Source organism: uncultured Parasphingopyxis sp. (assembly GCF_937129435.1).
GTDB lineage: Bacteria > Pseudomonadota > Alphaproteobacteria > Sphingomonadales > Sphingomonadaceae > Parasphingopyxis.
The window spans coordinates 1-24,747 of record NZ_CAKZNF010000037.1 but is presented as its reverse complement, the minus strand read 5'-3'; the positions used below and the strand labels follow the sequence as shown (position 1 = coordinate 24,747).

26 protein-coding genes and 1 other RNA gene are annotated in these 24,747 nt (G+C 64.7%); 16 read left to right on the top strand and 11 right to left on the bottom strand.

Annotation, left to right across the window (positions count from 1 at the left end):
• The first annotated feature begins 45 nt into the window (after positions 1–45).
• Both Q0139_RS07390 and Q0139_RS07385 read left to right on the top strand, forming a co-directional pair.
• Positions 46–1,428 (top strand): MATE family efflux transporter, encoded by a 1,383-nt coding sequence (locus Q0139_RS07390; RefSeq protein WP_298019652.1) that lies wholly within the window; start codon positions 46–48, stop codon positions 1,426–1,428.
• A 201-nt stretch (positions 1,429–1,629) separates the two neighbouring features.
• The gene (locus tag Q0139_RS07385) at positions 1,630–1,908 is read left to right on the top strand and encodes an ETC complex I subunit (protein ID WP_298019650.1); all 279 of its coding nucleotides are present in this window, start codon (positions 1,630–1,632) and stop codon (positions 1,906–1,908) included.
• An 84-nt stretch (positions 1,909–1,992) separates the two neighbouring features.
• Here the strand turns inward: Q0139_RS07385 and Q0139_RS07380 are convergent, their stop codons facing one another.
• The gene (locus Q0139_RS07380; RefSeq protein ID WP_298019648.1) at positions 1,993–2,292 is read right to left on the bottom strand and encodes a UrcA family protein; all 300 of its coding nucleotides are present in this window, start codon (positions 2,290–2,292) and stop codon (positions 1,993–1,995) included.
• 83 nt (positions 2,293–2,375) lie between these two features.
• On the opposite strand from Q0139_RS07380, the gene Q0139_RS07375 reads away from it, so the two are divergent.
• Positions 2,376–3,329 (top strand): LysR family transcriptional regulator, encoded by a 954-nt coding sequence (locus Q0139_RS07375; RefSeq protein WP_298019646.1) that lies wholly within the window; start codon positions 2,376–2,378, stop codon positions 3,327–3,329.
• Positions 3,330–3,332: 3 nt separating this feature from the next.
• On the opposite strand, the gene Q0139_RS07370 is transcribed toward Q0139_RS07375, so the two are convergent.
• Positions 3,333–3,863 (bottom strand): NUDIX hydrolase, encoded by a 531-nt coding sequence (locus Q0139_RS07370; protein ID WP_298019644.1) that lies wholly within the window; start codon positions 3,861–3,863, stop codon positions 3,333–3,335.
• A gap of 117 nt (positions 3,864–3,980) precedes the next feature.
• Here Q0139_RS07370 and mscL point away from each other — a divergent pair, with 117 nt between their 5' ends.
• The 4 genes from mscL (at position 3,981) to ssrA (ending at position 5,693) form a co-directional block, all read left to right on the top strand.
• Positions 3,981–4,403: a large conductance mechanosensitive channel protein MscL gene (gene mscL, locus Q0139_RS07365; RefSeq protein ID WP_298019642.1), complete on the top strand. Its 423-nt coding sequence runs from the start codon at positions 3,981–3,983 to the stop codon at positions 4,401–4,403.
• Between the two features lie 113 nt (positions 4,404–4,516).
• Complete coding sequence (locus Q0139_RS07360) at positions 4,517–4,801, top strand: hypothetical protein (RefSeq protein WP_298019639.1); 285 nt, start codon at positions 4,517–4,519, stop codon at positions 4,799–4,801.
• A 191-nt stretch (positions 4,802–4,992) separates the two neighbouring features.
• A complete protein-coding gene (locus Q0139_RS07355) occupies positions 4,993–5,283 on the top strand; it encodes a hypothetical protein (protein ID WP_298019638.1) in 291 nt (96 codons plus the stop codon).
• A gap of 42 nt (positions 5,284–5,325) precedes the next feature.
• Positions 5,326–5,693, top strand: a transfer-messenger RNA (tmRNA) gene (gene ssrA, locus Q0139_RS07350).
• Positions 5,694–5,917: 224 nt separating this feature from the next.
• Here ssrA and Q0139_RS07345 read toward each other — a convergent pair.
• Together Q0139_RS07345 and Q0139_RS07340 are read right to left on the bottom strand one after the other, a co-directional pair.
• Positions 5,918–6,394: a hypothetical protein gene (locus Q0139_RS07345; protein ID WP_298019636.1), complete on the bottom strand. Its 477-nt coding sequence runs from the start codon at positions 6,392–6,394 to the stop codon at positions 5,918–5,920.
• Positions 6,391–7,023 carry a histidine phosphatase family protein gene (locus Q0139_RS07340; RefSeq protein ID WP_298019633.1) on the bottom strand — a complete coding sequence of 211 codons (633 nt, stop codon included), beginning with the start codon at positions 7,021–7,023 and terminating at the stop codon, positions 6,391–6,393. Before Q0139_RS07340 ends, Q0139_RS07345 begins: the two co-directional genes overlap by 4 nt.
• Before the next feature lie 164 nt (positions 7,024–7,187).
• Between Q0139_RS07340 and Q0139_RS07335 the strand changes: the two genes are divergently transcribed.
• The 5 genes from Q0139_RS07335 (at position 7,188) to Q0139_RS07315 (ending at position 13,388) form a co-directional block, all read left to right on the top strand.
• Positions 7,188–7,856, top strand: a complete 669-nt coding sequence (locus Q0139_RS07335) for an outer membrane beta-barrel protein (protein ID WP_298019631.1) — start codon at positions 7,188–7,190, stop codon at positions 7,854–7,856.
• A gap of 130 nt (positions 7,857–7,986) precedes the next feature.
• The gene (gene dnaN, locus Q0139_RS07330; RefSeq protein WP_298019629.1) at positions 7,987–9,099 is read left to right on the top strand and encodes a DNA polymerase III subunit beta; all 1,113 of its coding nucleotides are present in this window, start codon (positions 7,987–7,989) and stop codon (positions 9,097–9,099) included.
• Between the two features lie 30 nt (positions 9,100–9,129).
• On the top strand, positions 9,130–10,305 hold the full coding sequence (recF, locus tag Q0139_RS07325) for a DNA replication/repair protein RecF (protein WP_298019627.1): 1,176 nt from the start codon (positions 9,130–9,132) through the stop codon (positions 10,303–10,305).
• A 180-nt stretch (positions 10,306–10,485) separates the two neighbouring features.
• Positions 10,486–12,969, top strand: a complete 2,484-nt coding sequence (gene gyrB, locus Q0139_RS07320) for a DNA topoisomerase (ATP-hydrolyzing) subunit B (RefSeq protein WP_298019625.1) — start codon at positions 10,486–10,488, stop codon at positions 12,967–12,969.
• A complete protein-coding gene (locus tag Q0139_RS07315) occupies positions 12,969–13,388 on the top strand; it encodes a secondary thiamine-phosphate synthase enzyme YjbQ (RefSeq protein WP_298019622.1) in 420 nt (139 codons plus the stop codon). The genes gyrB and Q0139_RS07315 overlap by 1 nt, the downstream gene beginning before the upstream one ends.
• 3 nt (positions 13,389–13,391) lie before the next feature.
• Here Q0139_RS07315 and Q0139_RS07310 read toward each other — a convergent pair whose 3' ends face one another.
• The 6 genes from Q0139_RS07310 to purD all read right to left on the bottom strand — a co-directional run bounded on the left by Q0139_RS07310 (position 13,392) and on the right by purD (position 19,634).
• Complete coding sequence (locus Q0139_RS07310; RefSeq protein WP_298019620.1) at positions 13,392–14,225, bottom strand: class I SAM-dependent methyltransferase; 834 nt, start codon at positions 14,223–14,225, stop codon at positions 13,392–13,394.
• Between the two features lie 4 nt (positions 14,226–14,229).
• A complete protein-coding gene (locus Q0139_RS07305; protein ID WP_298019618.1) occupies positions 14,230–14,796 on the bottom strand; it encodes a hypothetical protein in 567 nt (188 codons plus the stop codon).
• A gap of 225 nt (positions 14,797–15,021) precedes the next feature.
• A complete protein-coding gene (locus tag Q0139_RS07300) occupies positions 15,022–16,800 on the bottom strand; it encodes a VWA domain-containing protein (RefSeq protein WP_298019617.1) in 1,779 nt (592 codons plus the stop codon).
• A 112-nt stretch (positions 16,801–16,912) separates the two neighbouring features.
• Positions 16,913–17,491 carry a hypothetical protein gene (locus Q0139_RS07295; RefSeq protein ID WP_298019615.1) on the bottom strand — a complete coding sequence of 193 codons (579 nt, stop codon included), beginning with the start codon at positions 17,489–17,491 and terminating at the stop codon, positions 16,913–16,915.
• 98 nt (positions 17,492–17,589) lie between these two features.
• Positions 17,590–18,294 carry an OmpA family protein gene (locus Q0139_RS07290; RefSeq protein ID WP_298019613.1) on the bottom strand — a complete coding sequence of 235 codons (705 nt, stop codon included), beginning with the start codon at positions 18,292–18,294 and terminating at the stop codon, positions 17,590–17,592.
• A gap of 68 nt (positions 18,295–18,362) precedes the next feature.
• A complete protein-coding gene (purD, locus tag Q0139_RS07285) occupies positions 18,363–19,634 on the bottom strand; it encodes a phosphoribosylamine--glycine ligase (RefSeq protein ID WP_298019611.1) in 1,272 nt (423 codons plus the stop codon).
• On the opposite strand from purD, the gene xseA reads away from it, so the two are divergent.
• From xseA to Q0139_RS07270, 3 genes are read left to right on the top strand one after another with little or no spacing between them, the layout of a single operon-like run.
• Entirely contained in the window at positions 19,633–21,048 is a 1,416-nt protein-coding gene (gene xseA, locus Q0139_RS07280) for an exodeoxyribonuclease VII large subunit (RefSeq protein WP_298019609.1), read from the top strand. The genes purD and xseA overlap by 2 nt on opposite strands.
• Positions 21,049–21,061: 13 nt before the next feature.
• A complete protein-coding gene (locus tag Q0139_RS07275; protein WP_298019607.1) occupies positions 21,062–21,262 on the top strand; it encodes a DUF2093 domain-containing protein in 201 nt (66 codons plus the stop codon).
• The gene (locus Q0139_RS07270) at positions 21,259–22,152 is read left to right on the top strand and encodes a M23 family metallopeptidase (RefSeq protein ID WP_298019605.1); all 894 of its coding nucleotides are present in this window, start codon (positions 21,259–21,261) and stop codon (positions 22,150–22,152) included. The genes Q0139_RS07275 and Q0139_RS07270 overlap by 4 nt, the downstream gene beginning before the upstream one ends.
• A 183-nt stretch (positions 22,153–22,335) precedes the next feature.
• Here Q0139_RS07270 and Q0139_RS07265 read toward each other — a convergent pair whose 3' ends face one another.
• Positions 22,336–22,869, bottom strand: a complete 534-nt coding sequence (locus tag Q0139_RS07265; protein ID WP_298019603.1) for a hypothetical protein — start codon at positions 22,867–22,869, stop codon at positions 22,336–22,338.
• Between the two features lie 255 nt (positions 22,870–23,124).
• On the opposite strand from Q0139_RS07265, the gene Q0139_RS07260 reads away from it, so the two are divergent.
• On the top strand, positions 23,125–24,747 hold a 1,623-nt coding region (locus tag Q0139_RS07260), incomplete at its 3' end, for a TonB-dependent siderophore receptor (protein ID WP_298019601.1).

Here is a 24,747-nt window from a genome sequence, read left to right as displayed (position 1 = left end):
GCTTGGCCATGACCAAAGCGATTCGCCTCTAGCCGTGCCGGGCCGATGCCACGCATCCACGCCCCCGAAGGCACGACGCCGCTGCGCTCGGAGATTCGCGCCACCTTTGCGCTCGCCCTTCCTTTAATACTCGGAAATTTCGCGTCCAACGCGATCAACACGACCGACGTCATCATGCTCGGCCGTTACGATGTCGATGCACTCGCGGCGTCGGCACTTGCGGTGAACCTGTATTTCGCGCTGGCCATGTTCGCGATCGGGCTCGTGATGGCTGCTTCGCCGCTGATCGCGGCGGCGCGGGGAAAGCGGCCGCATCCGGTGCGCGATTCGCGGCGAACGGTGCGGCAGGCGATCTGGCTGTCGGCGCTGGTCTGCGTGCCGATCTGGGCGATCCTGTGGAACACCGAACCGGTGCTGGACCTGCTTCGCCAGCCGGCGGCGCTCGGACGCGATGCGGCGATCTACAACCGGATCGCGATGTGGGGCCTGCTCCCTTACTTACTGTTCGTCGTGCTGCGGCTGTACGTGTCCGCGCTCGAGCGGCCGATCTGGGGCGTGATCGTCACCGTGATCGGTGTCGGCTTCAACGCGATCGTCGATTGGCTGCTGATCTTCGGTGTCGGACCGTTTCCCGAACTCGGCCTCGAAGGCGCGGCGATCGCCAGCCTGCTGTCGAACATCTTGTTGATGCTCGGCATGATCCTTGTCACCACCGGCCTCAAGCCGTTCCGCCGCTATCGGCTGTTCGCCAATTTCTGGCGGCCCGACTGGCAGCGTTTCGCCCATATCGCGCGGCTCGGCCTGCCAATCGCGGTGATGCTGGTGCTCGAGGTGACGATCTTCAGCGCGGCGATTTTCCTGATGGGTCTGATCGACCAGGATTCGGTCGCCGCCCATGCCGTGGCGCTGCAGGTCGCCGCGGTGGCCTTCATGATCCCGCTCGGCATCAGCCAGGCCGCCACCGTGCGTGTCGGCTTTTACTATGGGCGAGAAGATCGCGACGGCATCCGGCTGGCCGGGCAGGTGGCCTATGGTCTCGGCGTCGGCGCGGCGCTCTTGCTGGCGACGACGATGGTCGTCTTCCCGGCGCAGCTCGTCGGGCTGTTCATGGAAGAAGGGGTCGGCCGGGGCGACCGCGTCTTCGATCTCGCCGTCTCCTTCCTGTTCATCGCCGCGATGTTCCAGCTGGTCGACGGCACCCAGGCCGTGGGCGCCGGGGTACTGCGCGGCGTGCAGGACACGCGCGTGCCGATGATCTTCGCCGCATTCGGCTATTGGATCGTCGGTTTCGGCATTGCGATCGGCCTCGGTTTCTATGCGGGATGGGAGGGCATTGGCATCTGGATCGGACTGGCTGCGGGCCTGGGCGTGGCGGCGGTGCTGCTCACCGGACGCTGGCTGCTGCGCGAGCGGATCGGGTTGGTGTGAAGTGTTTGTTTCGTCGGATGATTGTTTGTCAGACTTTGGCCAGCGCTAAGCGCCGCACCGGCCCTCTCCCCCACCCGGCCTCCCATTCAGGATACACTCGTGGGAGGCCGGGTGGGGGAGAGGGCCGGTGCGGCGCTCGACCGATAGGGCGAGTCTGACAAATATTGACCCCGCCGCCCGCTTTGCGCAAAAGCCTCGCCCATGACCGCGCGCATCTATCAACGCCCCAAAAACGCCATGCAGTCCGGCCGCCACCGCGTCGGCCAGTGGACGCTGGAGTTCGAGCCGACCGAGGCGCAGCGCGCCGATCCGTTGATGGGCTGGGCCGGTTCGGGCGACACGAAACGGCAGGTGCGGCTCAGCTTTCCCGATCTCGACGCGGCCAAGGCCTATGCCGAGAAGCAGGGGATCGCCTTCCGCGTGACGCCGGGGCATGAGCGTACACTCAAGATCCAGGCCTATGCCGACAATTTCAAATAAGCTCAGCACCGCGGCGCCATAAAAAGGCGGCGGCCGGCGGTTGGACCGACGACCGCCGCAAGCGACACCCTGGAGAGGCGGCGTCTATTCGGTAGCGGCGAAGCTTTGCACGGCTTCGGGAATCTGCTCTCTGGCAGCTGCGATCGCGTCGACACGGCACCGGCGCACGGCATTGCCGCCGGCCAGATCGAATGCGGACACGTCGCCGCACACGCTATTGGCAGCACGCGCGATCCGCTGGTCCAGCGCGGCCCTGTCCGCCCGCTGCGACAGGTCGAGATCGGCATAGCCGACCGAAACGCTGCGCTGTTCGGCGGCAACGGGTTGCGAGAGGGCGGGCACCATCGCGAGCGTCGCGATGGCGATGGCAATAAAGGTCTTCATGGCTCTGTCCTTTTCATCCGGGGAGGAGAGAGCGCCGGCGCTGATGGTCGGATAGCAAAGATTGTGCGGTGCAACGATAAACGATGTTGCACAGCCATTCTGCAAAATTGCAGAATGGCGCCATGTTCAGCTGGAACGACCTCAAATATTTCGTCGCCGTCGCGACCAAGGGGAGCACGCTGGCTGCGGCCAAGGCGCTCGGCACCAGCCAGACCACGGTGGCACGACGGATCACGGCGCTCGAAGAGTCGCTCGGCCTGGTTCTCTTCGAGCGGCGGCAGGACGGCTATGTCATGACGCCCGCCGGCGAGGCGCTCCTGCAGCAAGGACAGGCGGTCGAAAGCGCGGTCGAGGGCTTCGGCGATGCCGCTGCCTCGCAATCGCGCGAACTCACGGGCGAGGTTTGCCTGTCGGCGGCCGATATCTATGCAAGCACGGTTCTGGCGCCGGTCTTCCGCGCCTTCCACACCGCCTATCCCGATCTCCGCATCGAGATCGATACGACGCAGGAATTGCGCGACCTCTCCGCAGGCGAGGCCGATGTGGCGCTGCGCAGCGCCAAGCGGATCGAGGGCAGCGGCCTCGTCGCACGCCGTCTCGCCGACGATTTCTGGACGCTGTATGCCAGCCGCGAATATGCAAGCGAGCATGGCATCCCGCATTCGCGGCGCGAGCTGCTCGATCATGTGTTCATCGGCGGCGGCGGCAGCCGGCTATGGCCCGGCTATCGCGAATGGCTGCAGGAATATGATCTCGAATCGGCCGTTGCGATGCACCACAGTTCGGAGACCGGACTGCTGGCCGCCGTGCGCGCGGGCCTGGGAATTGCCGTCCTGCCGAGTTTCGTCGCGGATCGCGAACCGGGCCTGGTCCGCTGCCTGCCGCCGCGTCCGAGCGATACGACCGGCCTCTGGATCGTGACGCATGAACGGCTCCGCCACACGCCGCGCGTTCGCGCGGTCATGGATTTTTTCGCCGATCAGATCACGGGCATGGTCCGGGCCGATCGAGTGGTGCGCGAGGCTGGCTCAGCGTAGAATCTATCGCTTCAGCAATCCGGCGGCGAGCAGGATCAGGATGCGTACGTCGATGATGCAGTTCTCGCTGCGCTTGGCCTCGACGAAATCCTCGATCTTGTCGAGCGCGACGCGGTGCACGGAGATGTTTTCATGCTCAGTCCCGCCCCCCGCGCCCATTTTTTTGAGGCCGGTGGCGCGAAAGAGCGTGAAGGTTTCGCTGGTCAGGCCGGGCGACGAGCAGAACCGCCCGCAATCGCGGAGTGTGTCCGCACGGTAGCCGGTTTCCTCCTCCAGTTCCTTTGCCGCCGCTTGCTCGGGCGTTTCCCCCTCTTGCAAATCGCCGACGAGCCCGGCCGGAAGTTCGAGGCTGTTCGCGCCCAGCGGAACCCGATACTGCTCGACAAGGATGACATGCCTTCCGTCTGGCGCATCCTCGATGGCCAGGATCACCGCAGCGCCGATTCCCCGCACGCGGCTGACATATTCCCAGCGCCCTTGCTGGTGCACGGCAATGAACCGCCCGCTCCAGTGCGTCTCGCGTTGTTCGGTCAATCGACCCTCCTTTCGCACCGCTTGTTGCACGCCGGCACGCGCGCGTGAACAGTTCCGGGGCTTGCGTAATTCCGGACCGTTGCCCACTAACGCAACGCACAACAGGAGGGTCTGTAGATGATTTCCGAATTCAAGGCGTTCATCGCACGCGGCAACGTCATCGATCTTGCCGTCGCCGTGATCATCGGCGCCGCTTTCGCCACCATTACCACCTCGCTGACCGACGATGTCATCATGCCGGTCGTCGGCTGGCTGTTCGGCGGGGTCGATTTTTCGAGCTACTTCGTCATGCTCGGCGATGTGCCGCCCGGTTATGAAGGATCGCTCACCAACTATGCCGAACTGAAAGAGGCAGGCGTGGCAATGATCGGGCTCGGCCAGTTCATCACCGTGCTGATCAACTTCCTCATCCTCGCCTTCATCATCTTCATCATGGTGCGTCAGGCGAACAAGCTGATGCTCAAGGAAGAGGAGGCGCCGGCGGGCCCGAGCGAGGTCGATCTGCTCGCCGAAATCCGGGACGAGCTCAAAAAACGGTGATTTGAGAATAACTTTCTCGCTTCGTCGTATTTTCCGGAACAAAATACGGGGCCGCCCATTGACGGCGTTGGAATGCGGCCCCGTTTGTGCCGCGCAACACAGGGACTGAATTGATGAAAAAGCTTATTTTCGCCTCGACGGCCGCTGCCGCTGCGCTGACCCTCGCCGCCTGCCAGAGCGAGGAAGCCGATGCCGTCGAAGATGCGGCCGAAGAGCAGGCCGAAGCGATCGACGAAATGGCTGATGAAGCCACCAATGAAGCGGTCGAAGACGAGCTCGAAATGCAGGCCGATATGGTCGAGGAGCAGGGCGAGGAAGCCGCCAACGCCATGGATGACGATGGCGAGATCGCCCCGAGCGAAACCGGCGTTGGCGATACCCAGGGTACGGGTATGTAATTTGGCCCTGCCGATTTGAACGAAATGCCCCATGGCATAAGACGGCGTTCCGGCTTCGGCCGGGGCGCCGTTTTTTCGTGCCAGCGCTCTTGCGATCCGATAGGGCCGGAACAATCACAGTTTCCGGCCATTGGTTGGGATAATCAGGGCCACCATCGGCCGCGCACCACCAACAAGACGGGAGAATGACGATGAAGAAGATTTTCGCCAGCACCGCGCTCGCCGCAGGCTTCCTCTCGCTGGCCGCGTGCGGCGGCGCCGAGACCGATACCGGGGATATGCCCGAAGAAGGCGAGGTCGTGACCGAAGACATCATGGCCGAAGACCCGCTTTCGGAAGATGCGATGGAAGAGGACGGCATGTCCGCCGAGACGATGATGGGGCAGGAACCGGCCGAAGATACGGAAGGCGCGATGGACGATATCGACGGCGTGGAACCGATGACACCGCCGGTCGAGGAACCCCAGGGCGGCGAAGGCTGATCATCGCGCCGGCAGGGCGCGTTCGAGCGCGTCGCCGCGCGCTCACTTCCCATTAAGCCTCGAACCCCTATATAGGAGCGTGCCGGACTTGTCCGGCTATGGCGATAAATTGTGCCGTGCAATAGGTGCAGCGGACCCGGGGGCAGTACCCGGCGGCTCCACCAGATCAGGCGGACAGAAAGGGCGGTTTTCGCGCCCGTCCGCCCCATCTGACGGGGCCGAACCAGGATCGACGTGTGCTGAAAAGCGGATACTTTCGCCCGGCCTGAATGCGCCGTAAAACCGTTCAAAACTCATAAGTGCCAACGATAACGAAGCACTTGCGATTGCTGCGTAACAGACGTCCTCACGGACTAAGTTACTAAGACAAAAGCGCGGGCGGACCGCCCCGGGCAACAGAAGCGGAAACCGGCGGGCCGGGGGCCCCGAGCAACAGAAGCCCCCACTTTCATTTTTTGTCAGACCTTCGGCTTCGCCTCAGGCGCCGCACCGGCCCTCTCCCCCACCCGGCCTCCCAACGAGTGTATCCTGAATGGGAGGCCGGGTGGGGGAGAGGGCCGGTGCGGCGCTCGGCCGTCAGGTCGAGTCTGAAAAACAAATTGCGGCGATTTCCTGTTAGAGAAATTCTGACAATTTAACGCGCACATCCCAGCGCGGCGGCGTCGATGGCGCTGGCCGCACCGTCGAGATCGTACCGGTCGGTCAGTCTGCCCGCGCTCGTCAGCGCCTGCACGCGCATGGCCTGTCCTGCCCGGATTGCGGCGACGATCGCGGCGTCTTCCGTGCGATCGCGGGCCCAGGCGTCGGGGCCGCGGCCGACCAGTTCGAATTCGCGATCTCCGACGATGAGGGTCGCGCCCTCGCCATCGCGCATCGGCCGCCGCAGCCGGATATGGACCTGGTTGAAGACGCCGCGGCGCGGCCAGCTGCCGATCGAGGCAAAGGGCTGCCATTCGCCGCGCCCCGCACGTTCGGGCCGGGCAATGGCATAGCAGCGCGGCGTATCGGGATCGCGAAAGGCGCCCCAGCGCTCGTAGACGCCGAGCGAATCGCGGGCGGCTGCGGGCATCGCTAGCAGGCACGTGGCGAGCAGGATGGCGGTGCGCCTCACGCCCGCTCTCCGCCCGTTCCTTCCACCACAAGTTCTTCCTTGCCGTCTTGAATCATCACGATCGACCCCTGCGGCAGGCCCGGCGCGACCGGCGCGTCATAGCCGGGCACCGGATCCAGCTCCAGCAATACGCCGCGCAGCACGCGGCTCGAAATGCCATGGGCGATAACGAGCTTGTCGCGTCCGTCGCTCGCATGCTCGTCATACCAGGCCTTCACGCGCTCGGCGATCGCCGGATAGAGTTCGCCATCGGGCGCAGGCTTGAGCAACCGCGTCTCCAGATCGACGATCGGCCCGAATTCGTCGGTCACGTCCGCGTAATATCGCCCGCCCCAGCTTCCCATGCCGATTTCGGTCAGCCGCGCGTCGCGCTGGGCCTCGTGCCAGTCGAGTTCCAGATGTTCGGCGATCACCGCCAGCGTCTGCAGCGCCCGTCCGGTGTCCGACGCCCAGAGGTCGAGGTCGGGCTTCTTGCCCAGCCGATGCGCCAGCACCGCGCCCATCTCGTCGGCCTGCTCGAACCCGGCGCGGGTCAGCGGTGTATGGGCATGGTCGCCCTGCAGCCGAGCGGCGGCATTGAACACGGTTTCGCCATGACGGGCGAGATAGAGACGGCCGGTCGAAGTCATGGCACGGCTGATCGCCAATCCGTGCCCCCAAAGCAACAGTTTTCCGCCGTTTATCTGGCGTTCATGCAACCTTTTGCGTCGCAGCACGCTTGTGCCCGTGTCCCGTCATCGGGCGCGGCGTTTCCGCGTCCGGGGACACCGAGTTCAGAGTAGGAGTTTACCATATGCGTACCCCCCTTTTCATTCTTCTCGCCACCAGCGTCGCCGCCCCGGCCATGGCGCAGGACGGCAATTTTTCCGGCTTCCGCCTCGAAGCGATTGCCGGTTATGATAACACCACGGCCGATGCCGATGGCGATTTCTCGCCCGGCACGCAGGACATGTTCGACGATGGCAGCGGCCAGGGCCTCGATGGCGTGCTCTACGGCGTCGGTGCCGGCTACGACTATCAGATGGACAATTTCGTCATCGGTGTCGAAGGCGAACTGACCGATTCGACGGCCGGCGAAGACAATGACGGAGCCTTCGGGCCCGGCAGCCGTGCCGCGTTCGAGGCCGAGCGCGACATCTATGTCGGCGCCCGTGCCGGCGTTCTCGTGAGCCCGCGCGGGCTGCTCTATGCGAAGGGCGGCTACACCAACGCCCGTTTCGGTCTCGATGCCGATGACGGCGCAGGCTTTAGCGACAGTTACGACGCAACGCTCGATGGCTTCCGTGTCGGCGCGGGCTTCGAATATCTGCTGAGCGACAATGTCTACGGCAAGGTCGAATATCGCTATTCCAACTATAGCGATCTCGAGGTGGACGTCGCCGATACGAACATCAATTTTGACGATTTCGACGTCAATACCGACCGCCATCAGGTCGTTGCGGGCGTCGGTATCCGCTTCTGATTTCGCTATCCACAGATAATTCCCTGACAAGGGGGCGAGGGCTTGCCTTTCGCCCCCTTTTCATTTGCGGTAAGCGGACAGAAACGGCAGGACATTGCCGCCTGACCAAACACTGCACACGGGGAATATCATGAAGGCCACAATCGAGCGGGCGGTGTTGCTGAAGAGCCTGGGCCATGTGCAATCGGTGGTCGAGCGCCGGAACACCATCCCGATCCTCTCCAACGTCCTGATCGAGGCGCGCGAGGGCGGCGGCATCCGCCTGATGGCGACCGATCTCGACCTGCAGATCGACGAGAGCGTCGAGGCGCAGGTGGAAACGCCCGGCGCGACGACGATCCCCGCGCACACGCTGTTCGACATCGTCCGCAAGCTGCCCGAGGGGAGCCAGGTTTCGCTTGAGGCGGCCGAGGGCAAGATGGCGGTCAATGCCGGCCGCGCGCGTTTCAGCCTGCAGACGCTGCCGCGCGACGACTTTCCCGTGATCGCCGAGGGCGACCTGCCTACGCGGTTCGATATCGAGGCGGCCAAGCTGCGCGAGATCATCGACAAGACGCGCTTCGCCATCTCGACCGAGGAAACGCGCTATTATCTCAACGGCATCTTCCTCCACGTCACCGACGACGATCAGCCGCTCCTGAAGGCGGCGGCGACCGACGGCCATCGGCTCGCGCGCTACACGCTGCCGCGGCCCGACGGGGCCGAGGGAATGCCCGACGTCATCATCCCGCGCAAATGCGTCGCCGAGCTTCGCAAGATGCTCGACGAGCTCGACGGGTCGGTCGAGCTGTCGCTGTCCGACAGCAAGATCCGCTTCGGCCTCGGCAATGCGGTGATGACCTCGAAGCTGATCGACGGCACCTTCCCCGATTACAATCGCGTCATCCCGACCGGGAACGACAAGCTGCTCAAGATCGATCCGCGCAGCCTGGAAGAGGGCGTCGACCGCGTCGCGACGATCGCGACCGAAAAGACACGCGCCGTGAAGATGACGCTCGATCACGACAAGATCACGCTGTCGGTCACCTCGCCCGAAAACGGCACGGCGGCGGAAGAGGTGCCGGGCGACTATAGCTCGGACGGATTCGAGATCGGCTTCAACGCCCGCTATCTGCTCGATATCCTGGGCGAGGTCGGCGGCGACATGATCGAGGTCCACCTCGCCGATGCAGCCGCGCCGACGCTGATCCGCGAGAGCGACAAATCGCCGGCGCTCTATGTGCTGATGCCGATGCGGGTATGAGGCGAGCGTTTCGCTGTTAGGGCGTAGGCGATGACGATCGCCCGCCTCTCGCTGACCGATTTCCGATCCTATTCCCAGGCGACGATCGCGCCGGGTGTGGGCCTGATCGTGCTGACCGGGCCGAACGGCGCGGGTAAGACGAACATCCTCGAAGCGATATCGATGCTGACGCCGGGGCGCGGGCTGCGCGGGGCGAAGCTGTCCGAAATGGCGCGCGACAATGGCGGCGGCGGATGGGCCGTTGCGGCGCGGCTGCGTGAAAAGCCCCTCCTCTTCAGAGGAGGGGTTGGGGTGGTGCCAGAGCGAGCGGATGCGAGCGTAGGCGAGGAACGAGACTCCACCACCCCTAACCCCTCCCCTGAAGAGGAGGGGGAGGTGTCGATCGGCACCGGCACCACCTCGGCGGCGCCCGAACGGCGGCAGGTGCGGATCAACGGTGCCAATGCTTCGGCGACGGCGCTGTCAGAATGGCTCTCGGTGCTCTGGCTGACCCCGGCGATGGACCGGCTCTTCGCCGATACGCCGGGCGCACGACGCCGCTTTCTCGACCGGCTGGTGCTGGCGCTGCATCCCGGCCATGCACGCCATGCCGCGCGCTACGAGGCGGCGATGCGCGCGCGCAATCGCCTGCTCGCCGACGAACGACCGCTCGACGAGCGCTGGTGCGCGGCGCTCGAAGCACAGATGGCCGAACACGGCCTGCCGCTCGCCATCGCGCGGGCCGAGACGATCGATGCGCTGAACGAGGCAGCATCCTCGGTGACCGACGGGACATTCGCCCGGCCGCGTCTTGCGCTCGATGGCTGGAGCGGCGGCGATCTTGCTTCCGAACTCGCCAAATCGCGCCCGCGCGACCGCGCTGCGGGGCGCTCGCTGGCGGGGCCGCACCGCAGCGACCTGCTCGTCACCCATGCTGAAAAAGGCCGGCCGGCGGCGTCCTGTTCGACCGGTGAGCAGAAGGCGCTGCTCCTCTCCATCGTGCTCGCCCATGCCGATCTCGTCGCCGCACGCACGGGACGGCGGCCGATCCTGCTCCTCGACGAGGTTGCCGCGCATCTCGATCCCGTCCGCCGTGCCGCGCTGTTCGAGCGGCTGCATGAAGGCGGTGGTCAGGTCTGGATGACGGGGACCGAAATCGCGCTTTTCGAGGAGGCCGGGGCGGCGACGCGCTTCGATGTCGCCGACGGGGCCGTCATGCAGCGCTAGGCTGCCTTGTTCAGGAAATTAGTGATGAAGCTGAATATGATGGCCAGTGCGACGGTGTAAAGCAATTGTATCGCAGCTCTCCCGGGACGGCCGCTGACAACGGCAGGTCTAGCCCCGCGCATCCCCAGAAATCGGCCCGATTCATTTGGTTTTCGGCGCCCGAGCGCCTATATTCTCTAGATGGCAGAAACCCCTGAAAACCAGCCTCGCAAGGGCGAATATGGCGCGGATTCGATCAAGGTCCTCAAGGGCCTCGATGCGGTGCGCAAGCGGCCCGGCATGTATATCGGCGATACCGATGACGGATCGGGCCTCCACCACATGGTGTTCGAAGTGTCGGACAATGCGATCGATGAATCGCTCGCCGGGCATTGCGATCTTATCCTGATCCAGCTCAACGCGGATGGATCGGTGACGGTTGAGGATAACGGCCGGGGTATCCCTGTGGATATCCACAAGGAAGAAGGCGTTTCGGCGGCCGAGGTCATCATGACCCAGCTCCACGCCGGCGGGAAGTTCGAGAACACGTCGGACGACAATGCCTATAAGGTATCGGGCGGCCTTCATGGCGTCGGCGTCAGCGTCGTCAACGCGCTCAGCGACTGGCTCGAACTGCGCGTCTGGCGCGACGGCAAGGAGCATTTCGTCCGCTTCGAGCGCGGCGAGACGGTAAAGCCGCTCGAAGTGCTCGGCGATGCGGAAGGCCGAAAGGGGACGCAGGTCACCTTCATGCCGTCCGCCGAGACGTTCAAGATCACCGAATTCGATTTCGACAAGCTTGAGCATCGCTATCGCGAACTCGCCTTCCTCAATTCGGGCGTCCGCCTGGTGATCCGCGATGCGCGTCATGCCGACGAGAAAGAGGTCGAGCTCTATTACGAGGGCGGCACCGCTGCGTTCGTCAACTATCTCGACCGGCACAAGGCGGCCCTGATCGATACCCCCGTCGCGATCACGGGCGAGCGCGACGATATCGGCATCGATGTCGCGCTGCAGTGGAACGACAGCTATCACGAGAATGTCCTCGCCTTCACCAACAACATACCGCAGCGCGACGGCGGCACGCATATCGCCGCCTTCCGATCGGCGCTGACACGGACGCTCAACAACTATGCCGAAAGCTCGGGCGCGCTGAAGCGAAGCAAGGTCAAGCTGACCGGCGACGATATGCGCGAAGGGCTGACCGCGATCGTTTCGGTCAAGCTGCCCGATCCGAAATTCTCCTCGCAGACCAAGGACAAGCTGGTCTCGTCCGAGGTCCGCCAGCCGCTCGAAAGCCTGATCGCCGACAAGCTCGCCGAATGGCTCGAGGAAAATCCGGGCCATGCCGGCTCGGTGATCCAGAAGGTGATCGATGCCGCCGCCGCGCGCGAGGCCGCGAAGAAAGCGCGCGAGATGACGCGCAAGGGCGCGATGTCGGTCGCGTCGCTCCCCGGCAAGCTCGCCGATTGCCAGGAAAAGGATCCGACCAAGTCCGAGCTGTTTCTGGTCGAGGGCGACAGCGCCGGCGGCTCGGCTAAACAGGGCCGTGATCGCCACTATCAGGCGATCCTGCCGCTCAAGGGCAAGATCCTCAATGTCGAGCGCGCGCGCTTCGATCGGATGCTGTCCTCGAAGGAGGTCGGTACGCTTATCCAGGCGATGGGTACGGGCATCGGCCGCGACGATTTCAACATCGAGAAGCTGCGCTATCACAAGATCGTCATCATGACCGACGCCGATGTCGACGGCGCGCATATCCGGACGCTGCTGCTGACCTTCTTCTACCGCCAGATGCCCGAGATCATCGAGCGCGGGCATCTCTTCATCGCCCAGCCGCCGCTCTACAAGGTCGCGAAGAACCGGTCCGAAGTGTATCTCAAGAACGAGGCAGCGCTCGACGCCTATCTGATCGATGGCGGGCTCGAATCGATGCGGCTCGAAATGGGCGACGGGTCGGTGCGGATGGGCGAGGATCTGCGCGTCCTCGTCAATCATGCGCGGCGGATGCGGGCGCTGATGAACTATGTGCCCAAGCGCTACGACCCGGCGATCATCGAACCGTTCGCGCTGATGGGCGCGCTCGACGAGACGCTGACCGACGAGCAGCGCGAACAGGCGGTCGGCCTTGTCGCCGACTGGCTCTCGGGCCACGATCCCGAGGCACGCTGGACGGGCGCGGTTGGCGAGCAGGGCGATTTCGAGCTGTACCGGGCCTGGCGCGGCGTGACCGACGTCTACCGCATCGATCGCGGCTTCGTCCGCTCGGCCGAGGCGCGCAAGCTGCAAGCGCTCGCCGCCGAACAGGCCGAACATTATGCCGTCCAGTCGAAGCTCGTTTCGATCAAGGCGGCGGAAAAGGCGGAGAACGCCGACGACGAGGAAGAGGAAGACGTCTCGCCGCAGGGCACCGCCATCACCCGCCCGTCCGAGCTTTTGGACGCAATCCTCGCCGCCGGGCGCAAGGGCCTGTCGGTGCAGCGCTACAAGGGGCTGGGCGAGATGAACGCCGAACAGCTCTGGGAAACGACGCTCGACCCCGACGTCCGCTCGCTCTTGCGCGTCGAAGTCGAACAGGCCGACGTCGCCGACGAGATCTTCACACAATTGATGGGCGACATCGTCCAGCCGCGTAAGGAATTCATCCAGGACAACGCGCTGAACGTGGCCAATCTCGACGTTTGATGTCCACGCATCGCACGACGATTCTTCGGATCGAGACGCAAGGCCCTTCGCTTAACGAGTTTACCGGCAAGGCCGTCGCTTGGGTTGCCGATAGCGGGGTTTCGACGGGGCTGCTGACCCTCTTCATCCGCCACACCTCGGCCTCGCTGCTGATTCAGGAAAATGCCGCGCCCGAAGTGCAGGACGATTTGCTCGACCATTTCGACAGGCTCGCTCCCGAGGGGCCGCATTATGCCCATGACAGCGAGGGGCCGGACGACATGCCCGCGCACCTCAAGGCCGCGATGACGCAGACGCATCTCGCCATTCCCGTGATCGAGGGCCAGCTTGCGCTGGGCACCTGGCAGGGCATTTACCTCTTCGAGCATCGACGGCGGCCGCATCACCGCGAAGTCGCGATGCACTTGGCGGGGGCATAGCCGCTAGCCCGAGTTTCGCCCCTCGATCATCCAACAGCCCGCCATATAGCGCACTTCATCGCCGTCGATGAACGGATCAAAAGCCGGGCGGATCGATTCGACAATCTGTTCGCGCTGGGCGTCTTCCATGTCGCCCATCAGCCGCGCGACGGGGCCGACGCGGCGGATGAAGATGTCGAGATCGGCGCGCGGGAAGGCGCATGCGATGTCGAGCGGGGTGACCGTCACGCCCTGCCAGCCGGCATTGGCGAACACCGGCTCGATCCGTGCCGGATCGGCAAGGCCGAACTGGCCGGGCGCGTCGGGGTCATAGCCGGGCATATCGGGAAAGAATTCGCGCGCCGCGCGGCCCGAGGCGGTCATGAACGGATTGTCCTTCGGCTCGCGCCAGGTGATGAAATGCATCGTGCCGCCGGGCTTGGTCGAGTCGCGAAGATGCGCGAAGGCGGCGACGGGATCGTCGAAGAACATGACGCCGAAGCGCGAGACGAGCCGATCGAATCGCGCGTCACCGAAATCATGCGTCGCAGCATCGTCGGCGAGGAAGGTGAGGTTCGCCCGCCCCTCGGCCCGTTCCCGGGCACGGGCGATCATCGGTTCGGAAATGTCGAGCCCGGTCACATGGCCGCCATCGCCCATCCGCTCGGCCAGCGCGAGGCTCGTCGCCCCGGTGCCGCAGCCGATATCGAGCACCGCCTCGTCGGCCCCCTCGGGCACGCAGGCGATCAGCCGGTCTCGCACCGGCGCGAACATGGCGTCGAGCAGCGCCTGGTTCTCGACCCAGGTCTCGCCCGTCGCGCCGTTCCAGTCATAGGGCTGGCCCTGCGTTTCGCCCATCGCCTTATCCCAGCTTGCCGAATTCCTTCTCGAATTCCTCGGTCTCGCCGCGCGCCAGCAGGCCGGCCTGCTCGACCCAGCGGTCGCGTTCGATGCGCTGGGCGAAGGTCCCGCCCAGTTTTTCGCCTACCGTCTCGATATCGCCTTCGGTCCAGCCCGCGATCTGCTCGAAGCGGACGATGCCCATTTCCTTGAGGCCCTTGGCGGCCTTGGGGCCGAGCCCCTTGATCTGGACGAGCGTGTCGCCATGCCCCCCGGCAGAGGTGCTCGCCTTCGCGCCGGATCCGTCATCGTCGGCGCGGCGGACTTCGTCGTCGCCCGGCGTATCGGGATGGGCTTCGACGCCGATGAACTCGCCAGCGACATCTTCCACGGCAGCGGCAAAGCCGTCTGTGACGTTATCGCCTTCATCCGGTGCCGCCGGAACGGCGACGGGTTCGGGCGCCGTCTCGACGGGCGGCGTGTCATCGGCGACCGTCCCGCTGCTGCGCCCGCTGATCGTACGCAGAACGACGATCAATACGATCAGTACGGCAATGGCGATAAGAACGTAAAGCAACGCGTCTGGCATGGTGGCTCCGGCATCGAAAATGGTCGGGGCTGCCTATGCCGGTCGGACGGGTTTTGCGCAACCCGTTGGAGGGTTTCGACGCCATCGGCCCGCCCGCTCCGGTGGGAGCGGGCGGGCCGAGAATTTCGGACCGAGTACATTCCAGGCCGTTGGGACTGAGCTTGTCGAAGTCCGCTTCTCGAACCGGGAAACGTCCTTCGACAGGCTCACGACTAACGGTTCATCCTAACGCCTGGCTTCGGCCCGCCGATCCGGCATCTGGCGTTCGGCCTGCTCGGTCAGTTCGACGAACTGCTGCCGCCAGAAGTCTCCGGTCCGGCCGCTCGACCGGGCCAGGTTGCGGATATCGGCAAAGTCGAATTCGCCGAGATAGGTGTCGCCGCGCAGCCGCTGCCCGAAGGCCGCGATTGCCGTGGCGAAGGCCATGTCGCCGCGTGGTGCGCCGGCACTCGCCATCATTGCGCGCGAGACGGGCCGCTCGATCAGCCGCGAGCTGTCTTCGCCCGGTAGCTTGTAGCGCAGTCGAAGATGCGCGATCTCGCCATTCTGTTCGCCCGCCGCTTCGTTACGGTTGGCGGAGAAATGACGTTCGGGCAGCCAGCCGGACGCGCCGGTCGGCACGATCTCGTAGATCGCCGTGACCTGGTGCCCGGCGCCAATCTCCCCGGCATCGACGGCATCGTTGTTGAAGTCTTCTTCCGCCAGCGCCCGATTCTCGTAACCGATCAGCCGGTATTCGCGGACATAGGCCGGGTTGAACTCGACCTGGATCTTCACGTCGGATGCGATCGTAAACAATGTCGACGAAAGCTCGGTGACGAGCGCGCGATGCGCCTCCATTGCGCTGTCGATATAGGCATAGTTGCCGTTACCATGGTCGGCGATCTGCTCCATCATCGCTTCGTTGAAATTGCCGGTGCCATAGCCGAGCGTCGTCATTGCAATGCCGTCGCGGCGCTGCCGTTCGACCATCTCGATCAGCTGCTCGCGATTGGTCGTGCCGACGTTGAAGTCGCCATCGGTCGCCAGCATGATCCGGTTGATGCCGCCGTCGATGAAGTTCTCGCGCGCGGCGTCATAGGCGAGCTGGATGCCCGCGGCGCCCGCGGTCGATCCGCCCGATTCGAGCCGGCCCAGCGCTTCGATGATCTCGCGGCGATTGTTCGATCCGGAGATGATCGTCTTTGTCGATCCGGCATAGGTCACGATCGAGATCCGGTCGTCGGACCGCATCTGTTCCGCCATCATCGCCATCGAACACTGGACCAGCGGCAGCTTGTTGCGGCTGTGCATCGATCCCGAAACGTCGACGAGGAAGACGATATTTGCCGCCGGCCGCTCGGAGCGTTCGACGTCATAACCGCGAAGGCCGATCCGCAGCAGGCGGGTGTTCGGGTTCCACGGCGTCGTCGACATGTCGGTGTTGACCGAGAAGGGCTGCGATCGATCGCGCGGACGATCATAGTCGTAGCGGAAATAGTTGATCATCTCCTCGGTCCGCACGGCGGCTTCGGGCGGGAAACGCCCTTCGCTCAGGAAACGGCGGACATTGGAATAGCTCCCCGTGTCGACATCGACCGAGAAGGTCGAGACCGGCTCGTCGGCGACGGCGAGGATGGAGGCGACTTCTTCGCCCGCATACTGTTCGCGATTGGGTTCGGGGCGGGGCTGCACATATCCCGATGTAACGCCGCCCGCGACCCGCCCGCGCCCGACAGTTGCTGCGTCGGAAGCCTGTTCGGCTGCGACGGGGTAAGGCGGAGGAGGGGGTGGCGGCGGAGGCGGGGGCGGCGCCATGGGCTGCGGCGCCAGGATCGGGCTGTTGGCCGTCGGCCGATAGCGGCGTCGCTCATATTCGTCGTCGCTGTCGACGAGGAACGGCGCGCAGATTTCGTCGGCGGTTTCGGGCGTCATCGCCCGCTCCTGTGCCTGGCTGGGCTGTGCGACGTAGATCAGGCCGGACAGGACGATAGCCGCAACCGGCGGCATGGCGGAAAAACGCATTGAGAACCTCCCGTAATCCTCGACCCGATGTGACATAATCACATCGGCGTCTGAACCCTCGCTTAATGTTGCAAAAGCCTAGCCGGTAGAGCGGCTTATGCTGTGCGGCAGGTCACAGTTCGCCGCGCGGCTTGCCGAATTCGCGCCGGAAGGAGACCATGTCGTTCGAAGACAGATAGCCGGCCTGCTCGACCCAGCGATCACGCTCGATGCGGCCCTGGAAGGTGTCGAGTCGCGCATCGACCTCGGCGATATCGGATGCCGACCAACGCGCGATCTGGTCGAAGTGATAGACGCCCATGGCGTGCAGCACGTCGTTCAGCTTGGGGCCGATACCCTTGATCCGGGTTAGATCGTCGGGCTCGCCATCGGGCGCGTCGAGGAAGGGGGAGGGGGTCGGCGCCTCTTCTTCGACGACAGGGCCCGCATTTTCGATTTCTTCCGTTTCCGCTTCTTCCGCCACGCCGGCCAGCCGGTCGAATGCAGCGGCCGGCTCGGGCACGGGAGCCGCATCGGGCACCGGATCGATTTCGGGCAAAGGCTCATCTTGCGGTGGCGCCGGCGGGATATAGGGCGCGGCGATCGGTTCGTCCGCCTTGGCGGGCGAACGCCACATCCACCATCCCGTGGCGATCCCGATCGCGCCCGAAAAAAGCATCCACGGCCATAGTTGCGCGATGACATAGCCCATGGTTCAGACGCTCCGCCGGCCCCAGACGAGCCAGGCGATGCCGATGCCGATCAGGAAGACGACGAGATAGAGCAGCAGCGCTTCGATCCACAGGTCGATCATGACGGTTCGCCTCCGCTGGCCGGACGCACCGTGAACTCGATGCGGCGATTCGCCGGATCGCCCGGGCTCACGCCGTCCAGAGGTTCGTCCGACCCCTTGCCAATGGTCGTGAGCATGGCTTGCGGCAACCCGCGTTCGACGAGCGAATCGCGCACGGCCGTGGCGCGATAGGCCGACATTTCGCGGTTCACATTGTCGTTGCCGCTGGCGTCGCTATGGCCGGCGATCTCGATCTGCAGTCCTTCGCAGCCGCGCGCCGTCTCGGCGATCCGGTCGAGCAGCCGGGCCGATTCGGGATTGATATAGGGCGATCCACTGCGGAAGGTGATCTGCTGCTCGGCCATCAGCGCTTCGAGCTCGGCCTGACAGCGGTTCGCCGCCTCGGCCAGCACGGTTTCGGGGTCGGCCTCCGATTCGCTATCCCACACCGCTCCGCTCACACCCGATTGATCGAGGGCGATCTGCCGCATCCGCAATTTCAGGTCGTCCGGGACGTCGCCGGAAAGATGGATGGTCCGCCGCACCGGGCTGCGCGGCACGCGGACATCGATGCCGACTGCGCCTTCGCTTTCCAGTGCGTTCGCCGTGCGCGTTTCCAGATCGTCCGCAATCGCCCGCGCGCCGCCGAACGGCATCAGGCTGGCCCAGGTGACGATACCCGTGGCAGCGATACCGACCAGCAATTTGATCGCCGGTGACATGGTCGCGATGTCCTCCCCTGGCGGCATTTTGTGCCGGAACGGGGATTTTTGCAAATATTCGGCTTTTTCTATGCGCGTTCGAGTTCGCGCCAGCCGATATCCTCGCGGTAGAAGCCGTCGGGAAAGTCGATCTTCCCGACCGCGTCATAGGCCGCCTTGCGCGCCGCCTTCAGCGTCTTGCCCCTGGCCGTCACGTTGAGGACGCGGCCGCCCGATGCGATCAGCGTGCCCTTCTCCTCCGCCGTACCGGCCTGGAAGACCTCGACATTCTTGCCGGCGGCCTTGTCGATGCCTTCGATCCGGCCGCCTTTTTTCGCCTCGCCCGGATAGCCTTCTGCCGCCATCACGACGGTCATCGCGCTGTCCTTGGCGAATTCCGGCTTTTTCGCCTTTTTGAGCTTGCCCTCGGCGACCGCGGTCATCAGCTCGAGCAGGTCCGATTCGAGGCGCATCATCAGCACCTGGCATTCGGGATCGCCGAAACGGACATTATACTCGATCAGCTTCGGCCCGTCATTGGTCAGCATCAGGCCCGCATAGAGAACGCCGCTGAACGGCGTGCCGCGCTTGGCGAGCGTCTTGATCGTCGGCTCGACGATCTCCTTCATCACGCGCTTGGCCATCTTGCCCTTGAGGATCGGGGCGGGGCTGTAGGCGCCCATGCCGCCGGTATTGGGGCCGGTATCGCCCTCGCCGACGCGCTTGTGGTCCTGCGCCGTGCCGAAGGGAAGGGCGGTCTTGCCGTCGACCAGGGCAAAGAAGCTCGCTTCCTCGCCTTCGAGAAATTCCTCGATCACAATTTCCGCGCCGGCCTTGCCGAAATCGCCGGCGAACATGCCGTCGACCGCCGCTTTCGCCTCTTCTTCTGTTTCGGCGATGATCACGCCCTTGCCCGCCGCCAGCCCGTCTGCCTTGATGACGACGGGCAGTCCGAATTCCTTCAGCGCGTAATGCGCGGCGTCGGCGGAGGTGAAGCGGGAATAGGCTGCGGTCGGGATCTTTGCCTCGGTGCACAGATCCTTGGTGAAACCCTTCGACCCTTCGAGCCGCGCCGGCTCCTTGTCGGGACCGAAGACGAGGAAACCCATTGTGCGGAGATTGTCGGCCAGCCCGTCGACCAGCGGTGCTTCGGGGCCGATGACCACCAGCTCGATCGAGTTTTTAAGACAGAAGTCGATGGTGCCGCGATGATCGCCATCCTTGATCTCGACCAGCTCGGCATGCTTTGCGATGCCGGGATTGCCGGGCGATGCGTACAGCTTGGTCAGGCGGGGGGATTGCGCCAGCTTCCACGCCAGCGCATGTTCGCGCCCGCCCGCGCCAAGCAACAGGACATTCATGCCGGATTCCCCTTCAGATCGAGACGCTTCCGCCTCCCCGGACGAACTGTTAGCCGACAGCCCGCCCGGCGACAATGCAGCGCCGCTCACCGTCTCCGAAATCTCGGCCGCGCTGAAGCGCGAGGTGGAAGGCAGGTTCGGCCATGTCCGGATCCGGGGCGAGATATCGGGCTTCAAACGCGCCGCGTCGGGGCATTGCTATCTGACGCTGAAAGACGATCGTGCCGTGATCGACGGCGTGATCTGGCGCGGCCAGGGCGGGCGCATCGCGTTTCAGGCGGAAGACGGGCTCGATGTCGTCGCGACCGGGCGGCTCACCACCTATCCGGGGCGGTCCAAATATCAGATCGTGATCGAGCATCTCGAGCTGGCCGGGCAGGGCGCCCTGATGCAGCTGCTCGAAAAGCGGCGCCAGGCCCTCGCTGCCGAGGGACTGTTCGCCGAAGAGCGAAAGAAGCGGTTGCCCCATCTACCCCGGACGATCGGTGTCGTGACTTCGCCGACCGGGGCGGTGATCCGCGATATCCTGCACCGGCTCGAAGACCGGATGCCGACGCACGTCGTGCTGTGGCCGGTCATCGTGCAGGGCGAGGGCGCGGCCGAGCAGGTCGCCGCAGCGGTGCGCGGCTTCGATGCGATGGAGCAAGGCGGTCCGGTCGTGCGGCCCGACCTGCTGATCGTGGCGCGGGGCGGCGGGTCGATCGAAGATCTGTGGGCGTTCAACGAAGAGGCCGTGGTTCGGGCGATCGCCGATTGTTCGATTCCCGTCATCTCCGCCGTCGGGCACGAGACCGACACGACGCTCTGCGACTTCGTGGCCGACCGCCGCGCACCGACGCCGACGGCCGCTGCCGAGATGGCGGTGCCGGTCCGCGCCGATCTGCTGGCGACGATCGCGCAGATCGGCATGCGGGCCGATCGGGCGATCCACCGCTGGCGCGAACGGGCGGCGGACCGGCTGCAGTCGCTGGCGCGCCTGATGCCGCGGCTCGACAATCTTTTCGCGCCGCATGGTCAGCGGCTCGACGATCTCGCCGATCGCGGAACGCGCGCGCTCGACAATCGGCTGCAGCGGGCCGGGCATGCTTTCGAACGCCAGCGCGACCGGCTGCATCCCCGGATGCTCGAGCAGCGTTCGGCATCGGCGGCACAGCGTCTCGCCGGCCTTGCCCGCCTGCTGGGCCAGCTGCATCCGGACCGGCCGCTCGAAAAGGGCTATGCGCGGGTAACAGACCGCGAGGCAAAAACTTTGGTCAGTGCGGATGCCGCCAGGGCGGCCAGCGCGCTGACGCTGCGTTTCGCCGACGGGACGGTCGATGCGCGGGTTGAGGAAGGCGGCGCCAAACCCTATCCTGCGCGCAAAGCGAAAAAGCCGGCGCGTCCCCCCGCCGGCCAGCGCAACCTGTTCGATTGAGGACGAAAGACCGATGCTCACTTCCCCCGGCGGCAAGACCGCCCGGCTCCATTATATGGCCAACAATTTCCGGATGCTGTCGCCCGGCGACCACGTGTTTTGCGCCGTGACCGGCACGGCGATCCCGCTCGACGAATTGCGTTATTGGAGCGTCGAGCGGCAGGAGCCCTATGCCACGGCCGAGATTGCGGTCCAGGCGGAGCTGTCGGCGTGAAACGGATCGCACTTTGCGCGGTTGGGGCGCTCGCCATGGCCGGATGTTCGGCCGAAGAGGCGGCCGAGCTGCCGCCGCAGCCGGTGCCGGCTGCCGTTCCCGCACCGCCGCCCGCTCCTCCGGCTCCGCCCGCCCGCACCGGCTTCCGGCTTGATGGTAGCTACGAACAGGGCGCCGTCGTCCGCGGGCTCGCGCCGAGCAATACGGTACAATTGACGTTTGACGGCGCGCCCGTCGAGGTCGCGCCGGACGGGTCGTTCCTGATCGCCTTCGATCGCGATCACGATGGATCGGCGATTCTGTCGGCCACGCTGGCGAACGGACAGTCGGTGACGGAGAACATTGCGGTCGCTCCGCATTCCTGGCGGCTCGAGCACGTCAATGCTTCGCCGACGGGCGGAGTCTCCTCGGAATCGTTCCGCCGTCGCCGTGCGCCGGAACTCGAGCGCATCTATGCCGCCCGCGCAATGCGGACAGGCAGCGTAGGCTGGCGGCAGGATTTCCGCTGGCCGGTCACCGGCAGGATCAGCGGCGTTTTCGGATCGCAGCGCATCTATCGCGGCGAGCCGGGCTCCTATCATACTGGCGTCGATATCGCGCAGCCGACGGGCACGCCGATCGTCGCGCCGGCGGACGGCACGGTAATCCTCGCCGCGCAAGCGCCGTTCACGCTGGAAGGGCATCTGCTGATGCTCGATCATGGCATGGGGCTGAACAGCGCCTTCCTGCACCTGTCACGGATCGACGTGGCGGAGGGCGACCGGGTGCGGCAGGGCCAGACGATCGGCGCCATCGGCTCGAGCGGCCGCGCTTCGGGACCGCATCTCCATTGGGGCATGAAGTGGATGGACGCCCGCATCGATCCGCAAATGCTTGCGGGGGAAATGTAGCGGCGATTTGATTGTCGGGCTTTGGCCCGAAGCTCGCGCGCGGTACCGGATTATTTTATCAGAATTTTCCTGGCGGAAAATCGCCGCACCGGGGTTCTTTTGTCAGACTTTGGCTAGCGCCAAAGCGCGGGCCGGTGCCGCGCTCGACCGAAAGGTCGAGTCTGACAAAGGAACGTTCCTGCCTTACTCCACCCGCCGGACACGGATCAGCCGCATTCCATCGACTTCCGCCCGGAAGCTGCCGAGCGCGGCGCGGCGGATGATGATCGGCATTCCTGCGCGCGGGCTGCGCGAAAGCTGGTCGCTCATATCCGTCTGAATCCAGACCGATTCGTCCGCGAGCCGGAAACGCCAGCCAACCGAACGGCTTCCATCGACGGCGGCGATCGTCGATTCGATCTCGTTGACGCGATTCTCGTCGCTGCCGCCGAAAAGCCTGATGCTCGGCAATCGCAGGCCGAACAGGCCGCGCTCGGCCTGGCGAACTTCCTCGCGGTCGACGACGACGATCGATTCGTTGGCTTCGGCCTGCTGCAGTGCAGCAACCTGCTGGTCGTAACAAGCCAGGCGTTGTGCGTCGTCCGCGATCTCGCGGCAGGCCACCATATCGGTATAGACCTGCGGGAGAGAGAACTCCTCGTCGTCATCCTGGGCCAGGCCGGGCCCGGCCCAGAGGGCGGCGGCAAGGGGAATCGGCAGAAGGGCGGCGATGCGCATGTATCAACTCCATCGTGTTTCCGGCCGGACGATGAGCCGGAAACGGCTCATAGCGGCACTGTTGCATTTGTGCGACAGCTAGGAACGAACAGCCTTCGCGGCCTGAACCTTCGCTTTACAGTTCGCAGCGGCTTGGGGCAGTAGCAGCCTAGGCCTGAAGGGAGAATGGGCTTTTTATTAGGGGCCTTGTCGACAGGCAGATGAGATCCGGTTCGCGGCTTGCCGTGCGCCAACCCACAAAGAGGGACTTACACAGTGACCAACCAAACCACTTCAAATCGCGCGAAGTTTGCCGCCGGCGCGGCGCCGATCGCGCTCGGTGTCGCCATGCTCGCGACGCCTTCGACCGCCCTTGCCCAGGAAGGCGCAACGCAGGGCTCGGCCCCGATCGTCGTGACCGGTACGCGTATTTCGCGTCCCGACCTCGAGAGCGTTTCGCCGCTGACCGTTGTCGGTGCCGAGGAAATCGCCGCCACGGGTACGACCCGCGCGGAAGACCTCATCAACTCGCTGCCGCAGGTTGTGGCCGGCCAGACGGCGTTCATCTCGAACGGCGCATCGGGCACGGCAACGATCAACCTTCGCGGTCTCGGCTCGGTCCGCACCCTCGTCCTGATCGACGGTCGTCGCCTTCCCGGCGGTGACCCGTTCGCGACGGCGCCGGACATCAACCAGATCCCGGCCGCTCTCGTCGAGCGTATCGAAGTCATCACCGGTGGTGCATCGTCGACCTATGGTGCCGACGCTGTCGCCGGTGTTGTCAACTTCATCATGAATCGCGACTTCGAAGGCATCCAGATGGATGCTCAGGTCGCCTTCTATCAGCACAACAACGACAACGAGCCGATCCAGGATCTGCTCGACAGCCGTGGTTTCGCCTCGCCGGGCGGCAACCCCGTCGATGGTTTCACCTATGACGTGAACCTCGCCATGGGCGCCGGCTTCGACGATGGCCGCGGCCACGTCACCGCCTATCTCGGCTATCGTCAGATCGACCCGATCCTCCAGGCCAATCGCGACTACAGCGCTTGCGCCCTCGACTTCTCGGCAACGCAGCCCTCGGGTTACAACTGCACGGGTTCGTCGACGACGCCGGCCGGTCGCTTCCTGCTGTTTGATTCCGACGGCGATGGCTTGGGCGGTGGTGACTTCACCAATGTCGATGGTACGCCTGGTGCGTTCCGTCCGTTCACCGGAGCCGATGCGTACAACTATGCGCCAACCAACTACTTCCAGCGTCCCGACAAGCGCTACACGGCCGGCTTCTTCGCCGAGTACGAAATCAGCGAGTCGATCGTTCCTTATGCCGAGTTCCAGTTCATGGATGACCGCTCGGTTGCGCAGATCGCCTTCTCGGGTACGTTCTTCGCGAACAATCCGTTCCTGAATTGTAGCAACCCGCTGTTCAGCTTCCAGCAGGCTGCTGCCTTCGGTTGCGATCGCGATAGCAACGGCATGCTCTCGGCGGCCGAACTCGCCCAGCAGACCGACTATGTCTATATCGGTAAGCGTATGGTCGAAGGTCTTCCGCGTCAGAGCGATCTGCGGCACACCTCCTTCCGTGCCGTTGTCGGTGCGCGTGGCTCGATCAGCAGCGACTGGAGCTATGACGTTCATTTGCTGCGTGGCGAGACGATCTTCAATCAGCAGTATCTGAACGATCTCTCGACGTCGCGGATCGATCAGGCGCTCGACGTTGTCCAGGGTCCGAACGGGCCGCAGTGCCGCAACCCGGCCAATGGCTGTATCCCGCTCAACGTCTTCCAGGTCGGTGGCGTGACGCGTCAGCAGTTCGACTTCATCACGGTTCCGGGTCTGCAGGACGCCAATCTCGAAACCTATGTCGCTTCGGGCTATGTCTCGGGCAACATGGACAAC